Consider the following 15526-nt stretch of genomic DNA (forward strand, 5'->3'; position numbering starts at 1 on the left):
TCTTCCTCACCTTCGTTGGCTTGCTTCAGCAGGGACATCGCTGTCCCTGTGGATAGATTGGTCGGGAGCCTCTGTAATGGTTTTCTACATGCTTTATGAGAGGGAAGCTAAGGCAGAACCTCACTCTATGTTATACGATATGGTCCATGTTTTTGACAAACAAACGTAATCATGCGGTGACCCTGCTGTTCTGCCCAATTGCTCTGTGCCAACTATACCTTTTTGGCCTGGCTGCTGTCAATAAACTTGCCATCAGACCAGGATACGGGCTATACTGTAGAGATGGAAGCGCGAATAGAACCAGCGGGACAAGAGACGCTTCGGGAGCGTCAGGCACGGCTGGAAGTGTTGATGACGCGCGTTCTCGCCTGTCGGCTGTGCCAGGAGCGCGGCTACCTGCGTGTAGCGAATCCGGTGGGCGGCGCGCGTGGCCGCGTGACGGATCGCGTGATGGTCATCGGGCAGGCGCCCGGCCATCACTCGGTTGAAAAGCAGCTTCCCTTTGCTGGCCCCGGCGGCAAAGTGCTGCAAAGCTGGTTTGTGCGCGCGGGCTTCCAGCCTGAAGACTTCCGCGAGCGCATCTATCTTTCGGCGATCACGCGCTGCGACCCTGGCCGCAATCCGCGCGGAACGGGTGATCGCAAGCCGTCCCCGGCTGAGCAGGCGCTCTGCCGCCCCTATCTGGATGAAGAGCTTGCCATCGTGCGCCCGCGAGTGCTGGCGCTGCTGGGCGGGCTGGCGATCCAGGTCTTCTGGGGTCCGGCAAAGCTGGATGAAATCGTCGGGACGTATCGAGAGCAGGATGGCCGCCTGCTCCTGCCCCTGCCGCACTCATCCGGCGCGAGCCGCTGGCTGAACGACCCGCAGCATCAAGCCCTGCTCTCCAGGGCGCTTGAGCATCTGGCCCGCTGGCGGGTCGAGTTGGGGTTGGATCAACGCTAATTGAGATTAATGCTCATTCCAGGTAAGGAAGGATAAGAATCCGAATGGCTGAACAGACAGCAGCGAACGAACAGCAGCAGAACCCTAAGCGGGCGTTGGTAGTGATGGCGCATCCCGATGATGGCGAGTTTGGCGCGGGCGGGACGATTGCCCATCTGGCGCGCCAGGGCTATGAGGTCTATTATTGTGTGGTAACAGACGGGAACTGCGGTTCAAGCGATCCCGAAATGACCTCTGAAAAGCTGGTACCCATTCGCCAGGAGGAACATCGCGCGGCGGCGCGCACGCTGGGGGCAAAGGAGGCGCTCTTCCTGCATTATGTTGATTCGACGCTGGAGCCAACGCTGCAAGTGCGTCATGATATTGCGCGGCTGATTCGCCAGATTCGCCCGGACACGGTGATTTGTCAAGACCCAACGATGTTCTGGTCCGGCCAGGGCTACATCAATCACCCCGATCATCGCGCCGCTGGCGAGGCCACGATGGCCGCGATCATGCCAGCGGCTGGGACGCGCTTGATCTTTACCGATCTGCTCAAAGAGGGTCTGGAACCCCACGATGTCAAGGAACTCTATCTTGCCAGCAGCCGCAACGCCGACCGCTGGGTAGACATCAGCGATACGCTGGAGGCGAAGATCGAAGCCCTGCGCCAGCACAAGAGCCAGATCAAAGATTGGAACCCGGCGGAAGAAATGAAAAGCTGGGCGAAAAGTACGGCTGACGAAGCCCGCAAGCATGGACATGACTTCAGATACGCCGAGGGCTTTAAGTATTTCCGCTTCACCGATGACGAGTAAGGCCCACTGAGGAAGCCGCCAGGGTTTTCTCCTATCCGGCGGCTTCCTTCTTGCGCTTATATTCGTGGACACCCTGCTTCAGCGTACCCAGCGCCGTCGTGGCGCAGGTGGGGCGGGTCATCACTACTTCCCGTCCGAGCGCGTCAATGAGATCCTCAAAGGTGAGGGCCTCTATCTCTTCTGGGGACATGCCCTCGGTGATCTCGCTGACGTAGGAAGCCGCTGCCATACTGACAGTGCAGCCTTCGCCCTCGAAATAGACTTCCTTGAGATGGCCGTCTTCATCAAAGTTGGCCTGCATGGTAATCACATCGGCGCAGCCGGGGCTGCCACCAGTGAGGTGAATATCCGGGTTTTCAAGCGTACCCCGATGGTAAGGGTGTTGATAATGCTCCAGCAGAAAATCAATAGCTTCCTGACGGGTCATGCTCATGGAAAGATGCTCCTTGGCGCAATGGGAAAAAGATGGGTTACGAGGAACGTCTCAGCGCGCCCTTCGCTGGAAACCTTCCTCCTGCATTATATCACGGTATCCAATCGGGCGGCTTTTCCCGTAAACGCCTCGTAACCCGTTGCCCGCGCTTACGGCTTTTCGATGGGCGCGTTCACCAGATTGCCCCATTCGGTCCAGGAGCCATCATAGTTGCGCACATTCGTATAGCCGAGCAACTGCGTTAGCACAAACCACGTATGCGCCGAGCGTTCGCCGATGCGGCAGTAGGCGACGACCTGCTTATCGGGTGTGACGCCCTCGCCGCCATAGAGTGCGCGCAGATCGTCGGCAGACTTGAACGTGCCATCTTCGCGCGCGGCCCTGGCCCAGGGGATGTTTTTAGCCGAGGGGATATGGCCGCCGCGCGTCGCGCCCTCTTGCGGGTAGTTGACCATGTGCAGCAGCTTGCCGGTGTATTCATCGGGGGAGCGCACATCCACCAGCGCGTAGCCGGACTTGCCCAGCAGTTCTTCCACCTGGTGGCGGAAGGCGCGAATGGAGAGATTGGCGTTCTGAGCGTGATAGGTGGCTGCCGCGAACGTCGGCGCGTCTTTGGTGAATGCCCGCCCTTCGGCTTCCCACTTGGCGCGGCCACCATTCATGATACGCGCGTCCTGGTGGCCGTAGAGCTTGAACAGCCAGAAGCTGTAGGCAGCGTACCAGTTGTTTTTGTCGCCATAGAAGACAACGGTGGTGTCGTTCGAGATGCCGTAGCGGCTTGCCAGTTTCTCGAAGTCGGCCTTGTTCACGAAATCCCGGCGCAGGGGGTCTTGCACATCAACATGCCAATCGAGTTTGACGGCGTTCTGGATATGCCCAACCTCATAGAGCAGGACATCTTCATCGGCCTCGACAATACGGACCTTGGGGTCATTGAGATGCTCCGCCACCCAGGCGGTGTCAACCAGCACCTCTGGATGAGCATACTGGGTGTAGTCAGCGGTGGCTCCTGTTGCTGTTCCTGACATAAGTCCTTAAACCTCCATTACAATCATTGGCCTATCTACCATGCAGGCCAATCAGGGACGCTGCTCTTTGGCGAAACCAGACAAACCTTCATAAGTATAACAAAGTTGATTGATTTAGTCAACTCCATCGTCCAGACATGTCTCTTAATGCGGTTACAGTGCTGTATCTGCAAGTTTGTGGCCGCTGGCCTGTGCCGGAGTGAAGAGGGCTTGACATCGCCCATCTAATTTGATATACATCTAATTAGATTTGCATAAAATTAGATGTATATCGAAGGAGATAAGCGATGCCGCTGGAGGCTATGCCGGTACCGGCGCGCGAGCGTGTTGATAGCCAGGGGGCGCAGACCCATTCGCTCGCTTTCTTGCATGATGGCGCGCTCAAGCGCCAGCGCCCCCTCTCTCCAGATAAACGGGGTGTTCTGCGCCTTGCCCAACATGCGCTCAAGCAGGCTGATACGGTTATCATCTGCCTGGGAGGCCGGTCTGGCCGATTAGGTGAGTGTATTGTGGGGACCGCCCTGCTGGAGGGGATACTGCTGGCGCTGCGTTTTGTTGGGAAAGCCGGAACGGCGATCAGGGTGATAATAGACACTGGCGCGCTCGAACTCTTCGATGAACGGCTTTACCAGGAACACTACTGGCCTCAGATTCAGGTCTCTGGCGCGCCGGTTGGGCAAACACTTTCACGCGCTGAAGCGCTCATCCAACAAAGCGCGGCAAGGAAGAGCCTGGTCGTCGATCTCCATGGTGCGCATGATGGGATGCCTTATCTGCGGATTGAGAAAAGGGCGCTTGCTCGTTCGTCTGGGAGCCTGGATAGAGATGCCTGCACGGTTACGACGTTAGGACGCCTCTTCCGGGTCGGGGTGAGAAGCTATGCGCAGCGCGGGAGGCACAGACGCTACGCCGATTTTATTGAGGATGTGTTTGATTTTCCCACTGGCGTGATCGATGGGCTTCTGGCGCAGCCACGGATATGGCTGAGCGCCGCCGATGAAGCGCGATACGGCGCTCTGGCAGGCGAATTTCGGCTGCGGCGCTCCGCGCTCCAGGTGGTCTGTTTTTTCCAATCCATTGTCCTTGCCAAGTGTTATGGGAGATGGCGTGAGGCGCTGACGATGATGTGTCAGCAGGTTGCGCGCCGCTTTCCAGACCAGCAGATTGATTTTCTCGTCGCCTGTGGGCCGGATGAGGACTTGCCCATAGGCGTCAAACTGGCCGATGTGGCCGATGAGTTCATTGATTTTACCGGGGACAATCGGAACGTGCGCACCAGCGTGCGCGCAACGCCTTCGCTGCGCGATCTGGCGATAGTGGTCAGGCACGCTGCGTTGGTCCTATCCAACGATACCGGGCCGGGCCATCTGGCTGGCGCACTGCGCATTCCTGCCATTGTCCCCTATCTTCCCGGCCAGGTGTATTCCAAGGCGGTGTGGGCCTCGACCCCTTGGCATCATGGAGTGACCCTGGAGCCTGCCCCATTTTGCGCTCAGCAAATAGAAGCAGCGGTACTCTGGGAGAGCACAGACATCATTGATAGCATACCTGCTGAACGCCTGGCGGTTGCCGCGCTGGGCGCGCTGGAAACCCGCTTGCTCAGCGATGGTTATAAAACTCCACGCTCCAACGCCACTCCTGGTAGTCCGGGGCATTCCACCACTGCTGCAAGATGCCTACCTCGCCGCCTGGGAGAATGACCGGCGTTCCATAATCGGCTGCGGTGGGCCAGATGTCCTCGCGGGTGATCGTCTGGCCCTCTCGACGCAGACGGGCGATAGGGCTGTTGGCGGTGCGCAGCAGGTCGGCGCCACGCGCCAGCACTTCGCCGTCATCGGCGCGCACCTCGATATTGAGCTGCTGTGGCAAGGCGTGCGCCAGCAGCACATCCGTTGGATTCAGCCGACCACGCGCAAAAGAGATACCGATTGGACCTACATCAGCGATCCACAGATCCCAAATCTGGCATGCGTTCTGAGTCATTGCTGCCTCCTTTGGCTGCTTGGACATCTTCTTTACAGGACGCCATCGTCCTGCTATGATGTAGTGTATAAGACAATGAACTGCTACGCCAGTGCCAGTGTGGGGAAAGTGGTCTATCGTATCCCGACTGTCCTCGATCCACCCGGAAATACCTTTGTGCGCTTGCCTGCGGTGACGCATCCAAAGATATGCTGCTTGCCGGATGCGGCATGAGATTTGCACAAGCGGCGCTTGTCGGATGAGCGTTCCTGTGGTATGCTGGAAGAGCAGGCGAATAGCTATTTCAGGTGTCTGGCGATGCCGGGGGCGTGGGCGGCCATTCCCGGCAGGGGAGCGCACATGAAGGGAAGACAATGGTGCTGAACAAGCTACTTTTTGCGGCGAGGTCAGGTGGCAGGCGCATTGGCGTCGGGTCGATCACCAAACTGCCTGGAAATATCATGCTGTTCCGTGATTTTATGACGGCAGTCAATTGGAAGACGGCCCAGGGAGAAGTGCAGTGGGCGCTCACCTCCAAAATCGCCCTGGTTGGCATGCCAAACAGTGGCAAGTCCACGCTCTTCAATACCTTCAAGGGCCAACGCATCTCGCCGGTTTCGCCGGAAGCAGGCACCACCAAGACGCTGATTCGCGGCGCTTTTGGTCCCTTTGCGCTGATCGACACGCCAGGCCATCTGCCCGATATTATGCACCGAGGCATTAAAGAAGCTTCGGTCATCTTGCTGCTCATTGATGGCACGCGCGGCTTTACCAAAGAGGATGAGGCGCTCTACAAGGAAGTGAAGCACGCCGATAAGCCGATCATCGCTGTGGTGAACAAGATCGACCTGATGCGTACTGACCCGGAAGAACTGTGCGATGACCTGGCGGTGCGGCTGGAGATCGAAGAGGCGGTACCGATCTCGGCAAAAAACGGCACGAATGTAAACGAAGATTTGATTCCGGCGATGATTGATGCCAGCCCCGAAGCCGCCGTGGCGATTGGCCGCGAACTTCCGGCGTTTCGGCGGGCGGCAGTTGCCAAAATCATCCGCAACTCGACGCTGCTGAGCCTGGCCGCCGGGCTGGAGCCGGTGCCGCTGGTTGATATTCCTATTTTACTGGGGACACAGATTCGGCTGGTGCTGCGCATTGCCGCCATCTATGGTGAGCCGCTGACGGCCAGCCGCGCGCGCGAGGTGGTGGCGACCATTACCGCCGGGCTGACGCTGCGCTATGTGGCCGAGCAGGCCGCCAAGTTGGTACCCTTTGGCGGCGACCTGATTTCGGGGGCCATTGCCGCCGCGGGTACGTGGGCTTTGGGGCAGGTGATGACGGAATACTTTGAAAGTGGCAAACAGTTGAGCGGCGGCCAGATGCGCAGCATGTTCACGCGCTTCTATAAGATCTATCGGCAGGAAGACAAACGCCAGGCGCTGCTGAGTGAATCCAAGAAAAAGCATGCCTTGCTGCCCGCGCCCAAAAAGTGATTCGCCAGTGGCTACCACTCCTTGGGAACATCAACACCCTCGGAAATGGAAATCCCTTTGTGTACCGCCGATTGCGGGACGATCAGCACATCTTTGCTGCCGCTGAGTGTACTCTGCGCCGAGACGCGCAAACCCGTTTGCAGATAGGTATCCCAGAAGTTGCGCGTGAGTTCATATTCAATGACGTTGAGCGTCTGCGGGTCAATCTCGGCATCACGAATGCGCCCCAGCAGCATGCCTTCGTCAGTGACGATTTCCAGCCCAATCAGGGTTTTCAGATCAATCATCCGATCAAATTCGGGCTGTCGGTTGTCCCCCATGCCCATTGGCGCGCCCAGAATCACCGCATGCTGCCCCACCCGTTTGACGGCTTCGCGCAAGACAAGATGCTCACCGCCCCCTGCTCCAGCGCCACGCACGCGCAGCGCCGCAACCCAACGCGCTGTCGGGTCAAGCAGCGCATCCTCTACTTTGCCCATTTTGAGCGCCTCTGAAAGGCTGATGACCCGCAGGCCACGCAGTTGCGTAATACGGATGGGTATGGTGCCTTCCCCAAGCGTCGAATGGGTGAGGCGATTCGCTGGCGAAGGCTGATCCTGGCTAAGCATGCTGTACCTCTTCTGATAGTGATTCTGTGATAATGGTCCGTGATAGTGTTTCTTTGATGATAGCCCTGTGGTAGTGGTTCTTTGGTAGTGATTCTGTAATAGTGGCCCTTCAGGCAGAAGATGCGAGAGAGCGTCGCCTCTTCTGAAGGCGTTAGGGTCTGGCAACAACTATGCCATGACACCGCCTAATTGCTCGTTTTTGTTGGCTGCTCCGGCGCAGCGGGAGCGCCCGACCAGGGGCCGGGTTGGCCGCGATAGGCGCTGGTGAGCGGCAGGCGTCGGTCACGGCCAAAGGCGCGCCCGGTTATCTTGATGCCCGGCGGGGCCTGGCGGCGCTTATATTCGCTCTTATCTACCAGGGTCATCACTTTTTGGACCGTCGGGCCATCGAAGCCCAGTGCCAGCATCTCCTCGAAGGTACGGTCATCCTCTACATAGGCGCGCAGAATGGGATCGAGGATAGGATAGGGCGGCAGGCTGTCCACGTCGCGCTGGTCGGCGCGCAGTTCCGCCGATGGCTCTTTGTCGAGGATCGCCTGCGGGATGACGCCGCCAGGGGTCAACGTATTGCGATAGCGCGCGAGGTCATAGAGCAGCGTCTTGAAGACATCTTTGAGGACGGCGAAGCCCCCGGCCATATCGCCATAGAGTGTGGCGTAACCAGTCGCCATCTCCGACTTGTTGCCTGCTGTTAAGACCAGCCAGCCAAACTTATTGGAGAGCGCCATCCAGGTGGCGCCGCGCAGCCGGGCCTGGATATTCTCTTCGGCCAACCCCGGCTCGGTCCCTGCAAAGGCGGGAGCCAGCGCAGCGAGCGCCGCGCTGAACATGTCGTCAATGGAGATGGTGAGCAAGCGAATGCCCAGCCGCTCGGCCAACGCCTGCGCGTCGCGTGTGCTGCCTGCGGAGGAATAGCGCGACGGCATCGAAACGCCAATGACATTCTCAGGAAAGAGGGCATCAACCGCAATCACGGCGGTGAGGGCAGAGTCAATGCCGCCGGAAATGCCAATAACCGCCTGCTTGAAGCCGTTCTTGTGGGTATAGTCGCGTGTCCCCAACACCAGCGCGGAGTAGATTTCGGCGAGGCGCTCTGGCTTTGGTTCCACTCTAGCCGGTGGGCGCGGAGTATAGTCGGGCTGCTCCAGGCTGGCGCGCGCCGGATGCGGGCGCTCTCGTCCGTTCTGTCCAGGGGGCCGGCTTTCGTCATCTGTTACCCGGATATGGGGTACCTGTCCATCAGTGAACTCCAGGCGTTCTTTGCGGCGGCGTGGGTCATGCAGGCGCGTGCGGAAGACGGCTTCAACATCCAGATCGGCCAGCAGCAGGTCTTCGGCGCAGTGTTTGCCGCGAGCGATCAGGTTGCCGCTCTGATCGAAGATGACGCTGGCGCCGTCGTGAACCACTTCATCCTGGCCGCCCACCATATTGAGATAAGCGACGATCAGCCCATTATCCGCCGCGCGAGTGGCAAGCATCTTCTCGCGGAAGTCACCTTTTCCCGCGAAATATGGGGAGGCGTTGATGTTCACCAGCACCTCGGCTCCGGCGTAGGCTTGCAGCGTGGCCGGGCCGGTGGGATACCAGATGTCTTCGCAGATGTTCACGCCCACCTGCACGCCGCTCGTCTCGAAGATCGGGCTGAGCGTACCTGCCTGAAAATAGCGATTCTCATCAAAGACGCCGTAGTTGGGCAGATATTGCTTGTAATAGACTCCGGCCAGTCGGCCAGAGTGGATGACGGCGGCGGCGTTATAAATATCCACCTGGCGGTCCACGAAGCCAGCCACGATGGTGAGGCCGGGATAGTTGGCGGAGCGCCGGACCAGTTCGTCCAGGGCACGCAGGTTGTCGGCAACAAAGCCGGGCTTGAGCAGCAGGTCTTCGGGCGGATAGCCGGTCAGCGCCAGTTCGGGAAAACAGATCAGATCAGCCCCTGCCTGAGCAGCCTGCGCCGCGTTCTCAAGGATCAGGCGCAGGTTGCCATCCAGATCGCCAACAACGGCATTGATTTGGGCCAGCGCGATACGCAGATGACGCATGGCAGGGCCTCCTCATACTCTTCTACGCGGCATAAGCGTTTCTATTTCTTAACTTCTCTATTTATTGTAACATAGCTGCGTGGCCCATCAGTTGCAGGGGGACAGAGATCATTTGCGGATTGGATGAAGGCTGCCTGGCTACACATGCGCATCGAGCCATGTGTTGATGTCGCTCAGCACTGCTTACTTTAATCGCCAGCCTGTCGTCCATTGCTCTGGCGCTTGGGAAACGTCACCTTCAGCCGCCGCAGCATCGTTTCGTGGGCGCGCCATTCCAGCGTATCATCCAGCGGCGGCAGCGCGACTTCCGGCCCATATTTGCGCCGCAAGGCCAGCGTGAGCAGGTGATCGGCGAAGTGCGGGTTTTTGGGGAGCAGCGAGCCATGCAGATAGGTACCAAAGGTGTTGCGATAGACCGCGCCTTCGGTATGGTCCTCGCTGTTGTTGCCGTGTCCGGCCAGCACTTTACCGAGTGGTTTAGACGTGCCTAGATAGGTGCGCCCGCCATGATTCTCGAAGCCCACCAGCGTCTGCCCCTGCCACTCGATGGCGATGTTGCCGATGCAGCGCGCCACACGCAGCCCTTTGTGAATGGTCCAGGCGTCGAAGACGCCTAGCCCTGGCATGTCGGGGCCAATGGCGGGGCGATAGTAATGGGCCAGCAGTTGATACCCCCCGCAGACGGCCAGGACCGGCATATCATCTTCGATAGCGGCCCACAGGCCAATAGCCTTGATCTCGCGCAGGTCTTGCGCGACGGGAGCCTGTTCTTTGTCCTGGCCGCCGCCGATGAAGAGGAGATCGTATTCGTCGGGGGCCAGCGCGTCGCCCACGCCCAGGTGGCGCACCTGAAGATCAATGCCGCGCCAGCGGCAACGCTCGCGCAGCGACAGAATGTTGCCCCGGTCCCCATAGAGGTTGAGTTGGTCAGGGTAGAGATGACCAAGGGTCAGTTGGTAATGGGGCTGCTCACCCCCTGCGGTATCGCCGGTCGCTGACGCTTCAAGTTCAGACATCTTTACCCTCCCAATAAGGCGCGGTATAGCCGCGCCGCTCCAGTTCGCCGCGCACAGCCAGCATAGCGGTATAGGTCGGCACGATATAGAGCGTTTCGCCTGTGGGCGTTGCATTGATGGCCTGGGTGATGGCGGCAGGAATGTCGCCTTCCACCGCCCCGCTGACCCCCCCGTATTTCAGGCGCACCGCCAGATCATCGGCGCGCGTGCCGGAGAGAGTCAGCGCCAGGTCTTTGCCGGTTAGCTGCTCAAAGTCTACATCCCATATCCACGAGATGTCGTGACCATCCGCCGTGTTATCATTGAGGACCAGCAGCAGATGCCTGGCCGGATTTGCGCTGAAGAGTGTGCGCAGTACTTCGGTAAAGCCGGTTGGATTTTTGGCGAGCATCAGGCGCAGGGTGCGTCCTTCGGCCTCGATAGTTTCGCCGCGCCCAAAGGCTGGGCGGAAACGCTCCAGGCCAGCCAGGACAGCAGGAAGATCGATGCCAAGCCCCGCAGCGACGGTGGCGGCGGCCAGCGCATTGTACACGTTATAGAAGCCTGGCAGGGCGATCAGTGCCTCGCCCGCGCCCCCTGGGCTGCTGATGGTGATACGCTGGCGATCAAACTGCTCTTTGGCAACCCCGGTGGCGAAAACCGCCGGTGCGGGACGGTGCTCGCCGCAGGAGGCGCAGGTATAGTGGCCGATATGGCTGTAAAAGCGCAGGCTGTACTCCAGATCGGCCCCGCAGCGTGGGCAGGTGCGGGCGTCAATGGTCTGGCCTTGCTCGCTGGCTTTGCCCTCCGCCGCGATGGCCTGGCGGGCGTCGTTGATGCCATAAAAGAGCGTTTCACCGCGAAAGCTGGCGCTGAGCGCGGCAATCGAAGGGTCATCGGCGTTGAGGACCAGAACCGTCTCCGGCGAGATTTCCGCCAGCGTTTCGCGCCAGCGCATGGCAACCGTCTCCACTTCGCCATAGCGGTCAAGCTGGTCGCGGAAGAGATTATTGATGACGATGGCGCGCGGCTGCAACTCGCGCACGACGGCGGGGAAGGCGGCTTCATCTACCTCGAAAATGGCAATTGTATTGTCGCCCCGGCGCAGGCGGCCATCGAAATTAGCGCGAATAATCAACGCGGCGGCAACGCCGTTGATGAGATTGGAGCCTTCCCGGTTGCGCCAGACACGCAGCCCCCCTTGACGCAGGATAGCGGCGATCAGGCCGCAGGTCGTGGTTTTGCCGTTGGTGGCAGTGACAACGATGCTGCCCCTGGCAAGCTGGCCCGAAAGGCGGCGTATTATGGTCGGGTCCACGCGGCGGGCCACGATGCCGGGCAGGCTGGCGCCGCCGCCCATGCCCAGGCGGCGGATCAGCGCCCCGGACAACCGCGCCAGTGTCACCGCTGCTGCGGCGCGCACTCCGCCTGTGCGTTCTCGACTCTGCATCTTCCCATTCCCCTTGAAAAAGAGACGAAGCGCAGCCTGGAAACGGTACTTTCGGACAGGCGCGCTGTGTGTGTGTATGTCTGCTTTAATGCTGAGAGTATCGCATGTGTTCCTGTTTCGGTCAAGTGGAGACCGAGGAACGGGCAACGGCACAGTATAACGTCTGCCTGGAGGCATATTGGCAATAGGCTGCTGGCGTGGTACAATGGCCCTACAAACACCAAGATACGACGAAGCAGTGTATATCTGCGCTCAGCATCCTCTATGCAGTACAACTTAGTGATGATGCGAGTAGGTGAAAGCGGGCAAAAGAGCCGCCTGCTTTCGGTCGCTTGAGAATCATGAGGGGGCGATTGCACGATGTCAGGCCATTCGAAATGGGCGCAAATACGCCGACAAAAAGGCGTCAACGACGCCAGAAGAGGGCAGATTTTTACTCGCCTGGGGCGGGAAATCATCGTTGCGGTCCGCGAGGGCGGCAGTGGTGATCCTGCCGCGAACTTTCGCCTGCGTATGGCGGTCCAGCACGCGCGCGAAGCCAATATGCCAATGGAGAATATCGAGCGATCCATCAAGCGCGCGCTGGGCGGCGGCGACGGCGCTTCGATTGAAGAGATTACTTACGAGGGCTATGGCCCGGCTGGCACTGCTGTGCTGGTTCAGGTGATGACCGATAACCGCAATCGCACAGTGGCCGAAATCCGCAATGTCTTCAGTCGCAACGGTGGGAACCTGGGTGAAAACGGCTGTGTAGACTGGTTGTTCGAGCAGAAAGGGGTGATTGAAATCCCCCTGGGCAAACTGAATGCTGATGAGGTAACGCTGGCAGCCATTGATGCCGGAGCCGAAGATATGGACCCGGTAGAGGAAGGCGCCGAGACGCTGACGATCTATACCGATCCGGCGGAAGTGGATGCCGTGCGCGCCGAGCTTGAGAAGAAGAAGTACCCAATCTCTAAAGCTGAGACCACGCTGATTGCCAAAACGACGGTTGAGCTTGATGACAAAACCAGCGTCCAGGCGTACCGTTTGATTGAGAAGTTGGAAGACCTGGATGATGTGCAGAACGTTTATACAAACGCCGAGTTCTCGGATTCTCTGGCTGCACAGCTTGAGGGCTAAGGGCCGATGACAACCGCCAGACAGATGATGCGACCCCACGTATGACGCGCTGGGGCCGCTCTTTTTTGGGGAAGGAGAGGGAAATCGTGCGCCTGGCGGCAAAATGTGGTATACCTAAGAGCAAGGAGGCGAAGGCATGACCTTTTCAACGCAGCAGCGCCCGCTGCGCGTCACTCTGGGCATTGATCCTGGCACAGCCATCGTTGGCTATGCAGTGGTGGCGGCGCGCGGCGACGATCTGACCCTCCTCGCTTGCGATGTGCTGACGACGCCAGCCGGGATGGCGCTGCCGCTGCGCTTGCAGCGGATTTATCGCGGGCTGGGCGAGTTGATCGCGCGTTATGAGCCGCAGGATGCCGCGGTAGAAGAACTCTTCTTTGCCAGAAACGCGCGCACCGCGATGGCAGTGGGGCAGGCGCGCGGCGCGGTGCTGCTGGCGGCGGTGAACGCGGGGCTGGAGGTCTGCGAATATACGCCCAGGCAGGTGAAACAGGCGGTGCATGGTTATGGTAACGCGACCAAAGAGCAGGTAGGCGAGATGGTGCGTATTCTGCTGCATCTGCCCGCTGTACCCAGGCCGGATGACGCTGCCGATGCCGCCGCCATTGCGATCTGCCACCTGCACAGCCTGCCACAAACACAGTTGTTATGGAGAAATTGATGATTGCAGCGGTGCATGGGGTTCTGGAGGGCAAGACACTGACCGGCGCGTTGGTGCGCGTGGGCGGCGTGACATTGCTGGTGCAAGCGCCCGTGACGACGCTTAGCCAGCTTGGCAGCGTGGGCGACGAGGTGACGCTGCACACCCACCTTTATGTGCGCGAAGAGGTTATCGCGCTCTATGGCTTTGCTGCGCTGGAAGACCTCCAGCTTTTTGAGACGCTGCTGAATGTCACGGGTGTTGGGCCGCGCATGGGGCTGGCGATCCTCTCATCAATGAGCGCCGAGGCGTTTCGCCAGGCGGTCATCAATGGCGATGAGCAGCGCCTGACCTTGATCCCCGGCGTGGGCAAGAAGCTGGCAGGGCGGCTGGTGTTGGAACTGCGTGAAAAGTTTGCTAAGGGCGCGCCCGTCCTGTCAGGCGCTGGAGCCGCCGCTGGCTATAATTCGGCGCGGGCAGAGGTGATCGAGGCACTGACGAACCTGGGCTACAGCATAGCTGCCGCGCAGACCGCCTATAATAAGCTGCCCCCTGAAAGCAGCAGCGCCAACCTGGAAGAGCAGATTATGCAAGTGCTGCGCTATCTGGCGAAAGAGTAGCTCGCGCGGCCCCACCTGAGCAGCCCGATAACCAGGCTGCTGAGCAGCAGTGTTATCAAATAGACGACGACCTGCGCCAGCGAGCCGCCAGGGACGTAGGGCAGGATGAAGAGGCTTGCCAGCAGGCTCGCGGCGGCAATTTGCTGCAAAGTCGCGCTAAGCTGCATGAGCGCCAGGTCTGCGCCGGTCAGGTCGGTATAGGGTCCGGCGATCAATTCGGGGCTGCTCTGAAAGATTCCCCACGCTGGCTGGGGGATGAGCGCGGGAAGGCAGAGCAGGAAGATCAGCCCGGCCAGAGCGTCCAGAATGATGTTGGCGGCGGACGGATGGCTCTGCGGAGTCGTCAAGAGGGCCAGACTGAGCGAGCCGCGCTGCGCTGCAATCGCCAACGCGCTGAGCAGGAGCAAAGCAGCCAACAACGCGGCGCGACGGACGGCGCGTTGGGCGGCGACGCGGCCATAGGGCGAGGCCAGCAGATTCCCCAGGAAAACTGGCGCGAGCGCGGGCAGCAGGAGCAGGAACAGCACAGCCAGCAGATCGCCGCTGGTCGTGGACGAATCGGCGGCCAGATTTCCAGGCAGCGGCAGCAGAACCAGCGCCAGCAGCGGCGCGACAACGGCCAGCAGTGGAATCAGGCGCACGCCGGTTTCGGCTCCAATAGGCAGGCTGGTGGTCTTATTGAGCAGCTTGAAGAAATCCCTCGCTGGCTGCAACAGGCTTGTTCCGCGTATGCCGCGCCAGCGCGCGCTCAGGCTCCCGGCCAGCCAGAGCAATACCCAGCCCGCCAGCAGGGCAAACATTCCCCCTGGATAGAGCAGGATGGTGATCGCATAGCGCAGGATGATATTCATAGCTGATCCTCGGTCTGCCTTTCTTCATCCTCGCCGCCAGGCTGGCGCTCTTCTGCGTGGTCGCTTTCGGGCGCGGTTTCTTCTTCCTCTTCAGTCTCCTCTTCACCCTCTCCATCGAGCAGCTTGATCGCGGCCTCGATGCCTTCCAGAATCAGGGTTGGTGAGGGTGGGCAGCCAGGAAGTTCGACATCAATGGGCAGCGTTTCTCCGGCAGGCGTGAAGCCCTCTTGCCCACGAAAGACGCTGCCGTTGATCGGACAATCGCCAACCGCGACAATAGCACGCGGTTCGGGCAGTAATTCCCAGACACGGCGCGCGGCCTCTCTGCTGCGTGGGGTCATGATGCCGGTAAGCAGCAAAATATCGGCGTGGCGCGGGCTGCTGGCAAAGGCGATGCCGACCTCTTCCAGCGCGTAGCGCGCGGCGTGCAGCGCCTGTATCTCCTGCTCGCACCCGTTGCAGGAGCCGCTGTTCAATGGGAAGAGCCAGACGGAATGCTGGCTGGCCTGGCGTCCAAACACGGGGGTACCTACTCCAGTCTCATCG

At 59.8% G+C, this 15526-nt stretch carries 16 protein-coding genes; 7 read left to right on the forward strand and 9 right to left on the reverse strand.

Translation table 11 applies throughout. The features are described 5' to 3' along the window. Nucleotides 1-282 precede the first annotated feature (282 nt). Nucleotides 283-942, forward strand: coding sequence for a uracil-DNA glycosylase family protein (locus tag VH599_06535; protein ID HEY7347960.1), 660 nt, complete (start codon nt 283-285; stop codon nt 940-942). Nucleotides 943-986: 44 nt separating this feature from the next. Continuing rightward, nucleotides 987-1739, forward strand: a complete 753-nt coding sequence (locus tag VH599_06540; protein HEY7347961.1) for a PIG-L deacetylase family protein — start codon at nt 987-989, stop codon at nt 1737-1739. Between the two features lie 31 nt (nt 1740-1770). Here the strand turns inward: VH599_06540 and VH599_06545 are convergent, their stop codons facing one another. Together VH599_06545 and VH599_06550 are read right to left on the reverse strand one after the other, a co-directional pair. Beyond that, complete coding sequence (locus VH599_06545) at nt 1771-2172, reverse strand: iron-sulfur cluster assembly scaffold protein (GenBank protein ID HEY7347962.1); 402 nt, start codon at nt 2170-2172, stop codon at nt 1771-1773. A gap of 149 nt (nt 2173-2321) precedes the next feature. Next, nucleotides 2322-3200: a sulfurtransferase gene (locus VH599_06550; protein HEY7347963.1), complete on the reverse strand. Its 879-nt coding sequence runs from the start codon at nt 3198-3200 to the stop codon at nt 2322-2324. A gap of 287 nt (nt 3201-3487) precedes the next feature. Here VH599_06550 and VH599_06555 point away from each other — a divergent pair, with 287 nt between their 5' ends. Then, complete coding sequence (locus VH599_06555) at nt 3488-4900, forward strand: glycosyltransferase family 9 protein (GenBank protein HEY7347964.1); 1413 nt, start codon at nt 3488-3490, stop codon at nt 4898-4900. Here the strand turns inward: VH599_06555 and VH599_06560 are convergent. After that, nucleotides 4800-5183: a hypothetical protein gene (locus tag VH599_06560; GenBank protein HEY7347965.1), complete on the reverse strand. Its 384-nt coding sequence runs from the start codon at nt 5181-5183 to the stop codon at nt 4800-4802. The two genes, VH599_06555 and VH599_06560, sit on opposite strands and share 101 nt — an antisense overlap. Before the next feature lie 353 nt (nt 5184-5536). Between VH599_06560 and VH599_06565 the strand changes: the two genes are divergently transcribed. Further along, nucleotides 5537-6652, forward strand: coding sequence for a GTPase (locus tag VH599_06565; protein ID HEY7347966.1), 1116 nt, complete (start codon nt 5537-5539; stop codon nt 6650-6652). An 11-nt stretch (nt 6653-6663) separates the two neighbouring features. Here VH599_06565 and VH599_06570 read toward each other — a convergent pair whose 3' ends face one another. The 4 genes from VH599_06570 to VH599_06585 form a co-directional block, all read right to left on the reverse strand. Continuing rightward, nucleotides 6664-7260 carry a PRC-barrel domain-containing protein gene (locus tag VH599_06570; protein HEY7347967.1) on the reverse strand — a complete coding sequence of 199 codons (597 nt, stop codon included), beginning with the start codon at nt 7258-7260 and terminating at the stop codon, nt 6664-6666. A gap of 185 nt (nt 7261-7445) precedes the next feature. Next, on the reverse strand, nt 7446-9302 hold the full coding sequence (locus VH599_06575; GenBank protein ID HEY7347968.1) for an NAD+ synthase: 1857 nt from the start codon (nt 9300-9302) through the stop codon (nt 7446-7448). A 188-nt stretch (nt 9303-9490) separates the two neighbouring features. Then, a complete protein-coding gene (locus VH599_06580) occupies nt 9491-10318 on the reverse strand; it encodes a hypothetical protein (GenBank protein HEY7347969.1) in 828 nt (275 codons plus the stop codon). Continuing rightward, entirely contained in the window at nt 10311-11747 is a 1437-nt protein-coding gene (locus tag VH599_06585) for a MurT ligase domain-containing protein (protein HEY7347970.1), read from the reverse strand. Before VH599_06585 ends, VH599_06580 begins: the two co-directional genes overlap by 8 nt. 360 nt (nt 11748-12107) lie before the next feature. Between VH599_06585 and VH599_06590 the strand changes: the two genes are divergently transcribed. The 3 genes from VH599_06590 to ruvA all read left to right on the forward strand — a co-directional run bounded on the left by VH599_06590 (nt 12108) and on the right by ruvA (nt 14129). Further along, nucleotides 12108-12869 (forward strand): YebC/PmpR family DNA-binding transcriptional regulator, encoded by a 762-nt coding sequence (locus VH599_06590; GenBank protein HEY7347971.1) that lies wholly within the window; start codon nt 12108-12110, stop codon nt 12867-12869. Nucleotides 12870-13005: 136 nt separating this feature from the next. After that, entirely contained in the window at nt 13006-13530 is a 525-nt protein-coding gene (gene ruvC, locus VH599_06595) for a crossover junction endodeoxyribonuclease RuvC (protein ID HEY7347972.1), read from the forward strand. After that, the gene (gene ruvA, locus VH599_06600; GenBank protein HEY7347973.1) at nt 13530-14129 is read left to right on the forward strand and encodes a Holliday junction branch migration protein RuvA; all 600 of its coding nucleotides are present in this window, start codon (nt 13530-13532) and stop codon (nt 14127-14129) included. Before ruvC ends, ruvA begins: the two co-directional genes overlap by 1 nt. Here ruvA and VH599_06605 read toward each other — a convergent pair. Continuing rightward, complete coding sequence (locus VH599_06605) at nt 14111-14980, reverse strand: NADH-quinone oxidoreductase subunit H (protein HEY7347974.1); 870 nt, start codon at nt 14978-14980, stop codon at nt 14111-14113. The two genes, ruvA and VH599_06605, sit on opposite strands and share 19 nt — an antisense overlap. Then, nucleotides 14977-15501, reverse strand: a complete 525-nt coding sequence (locus VH599_06610; protein HEY7347975.1) for a hypothetical protein — start codon at nt 15499-15501, stop codon at nt 14977-14979. The genes VH599_06605 and VH599_06610 overlap by 4 nt, the downstream gene beginning before the upstream one ends. Nucleotides 15502-15526 lie beyond the last annotated feature (25 nt).

It is taken from the genome of Ktedonobacterales bacterium (genome assembly GCA_036557285.1).
Lineage (GTDB): Bacteria > Chloroflexota > Ktedonobacteria > Ktedonobacterales > DATBGS01 > DATBHW01.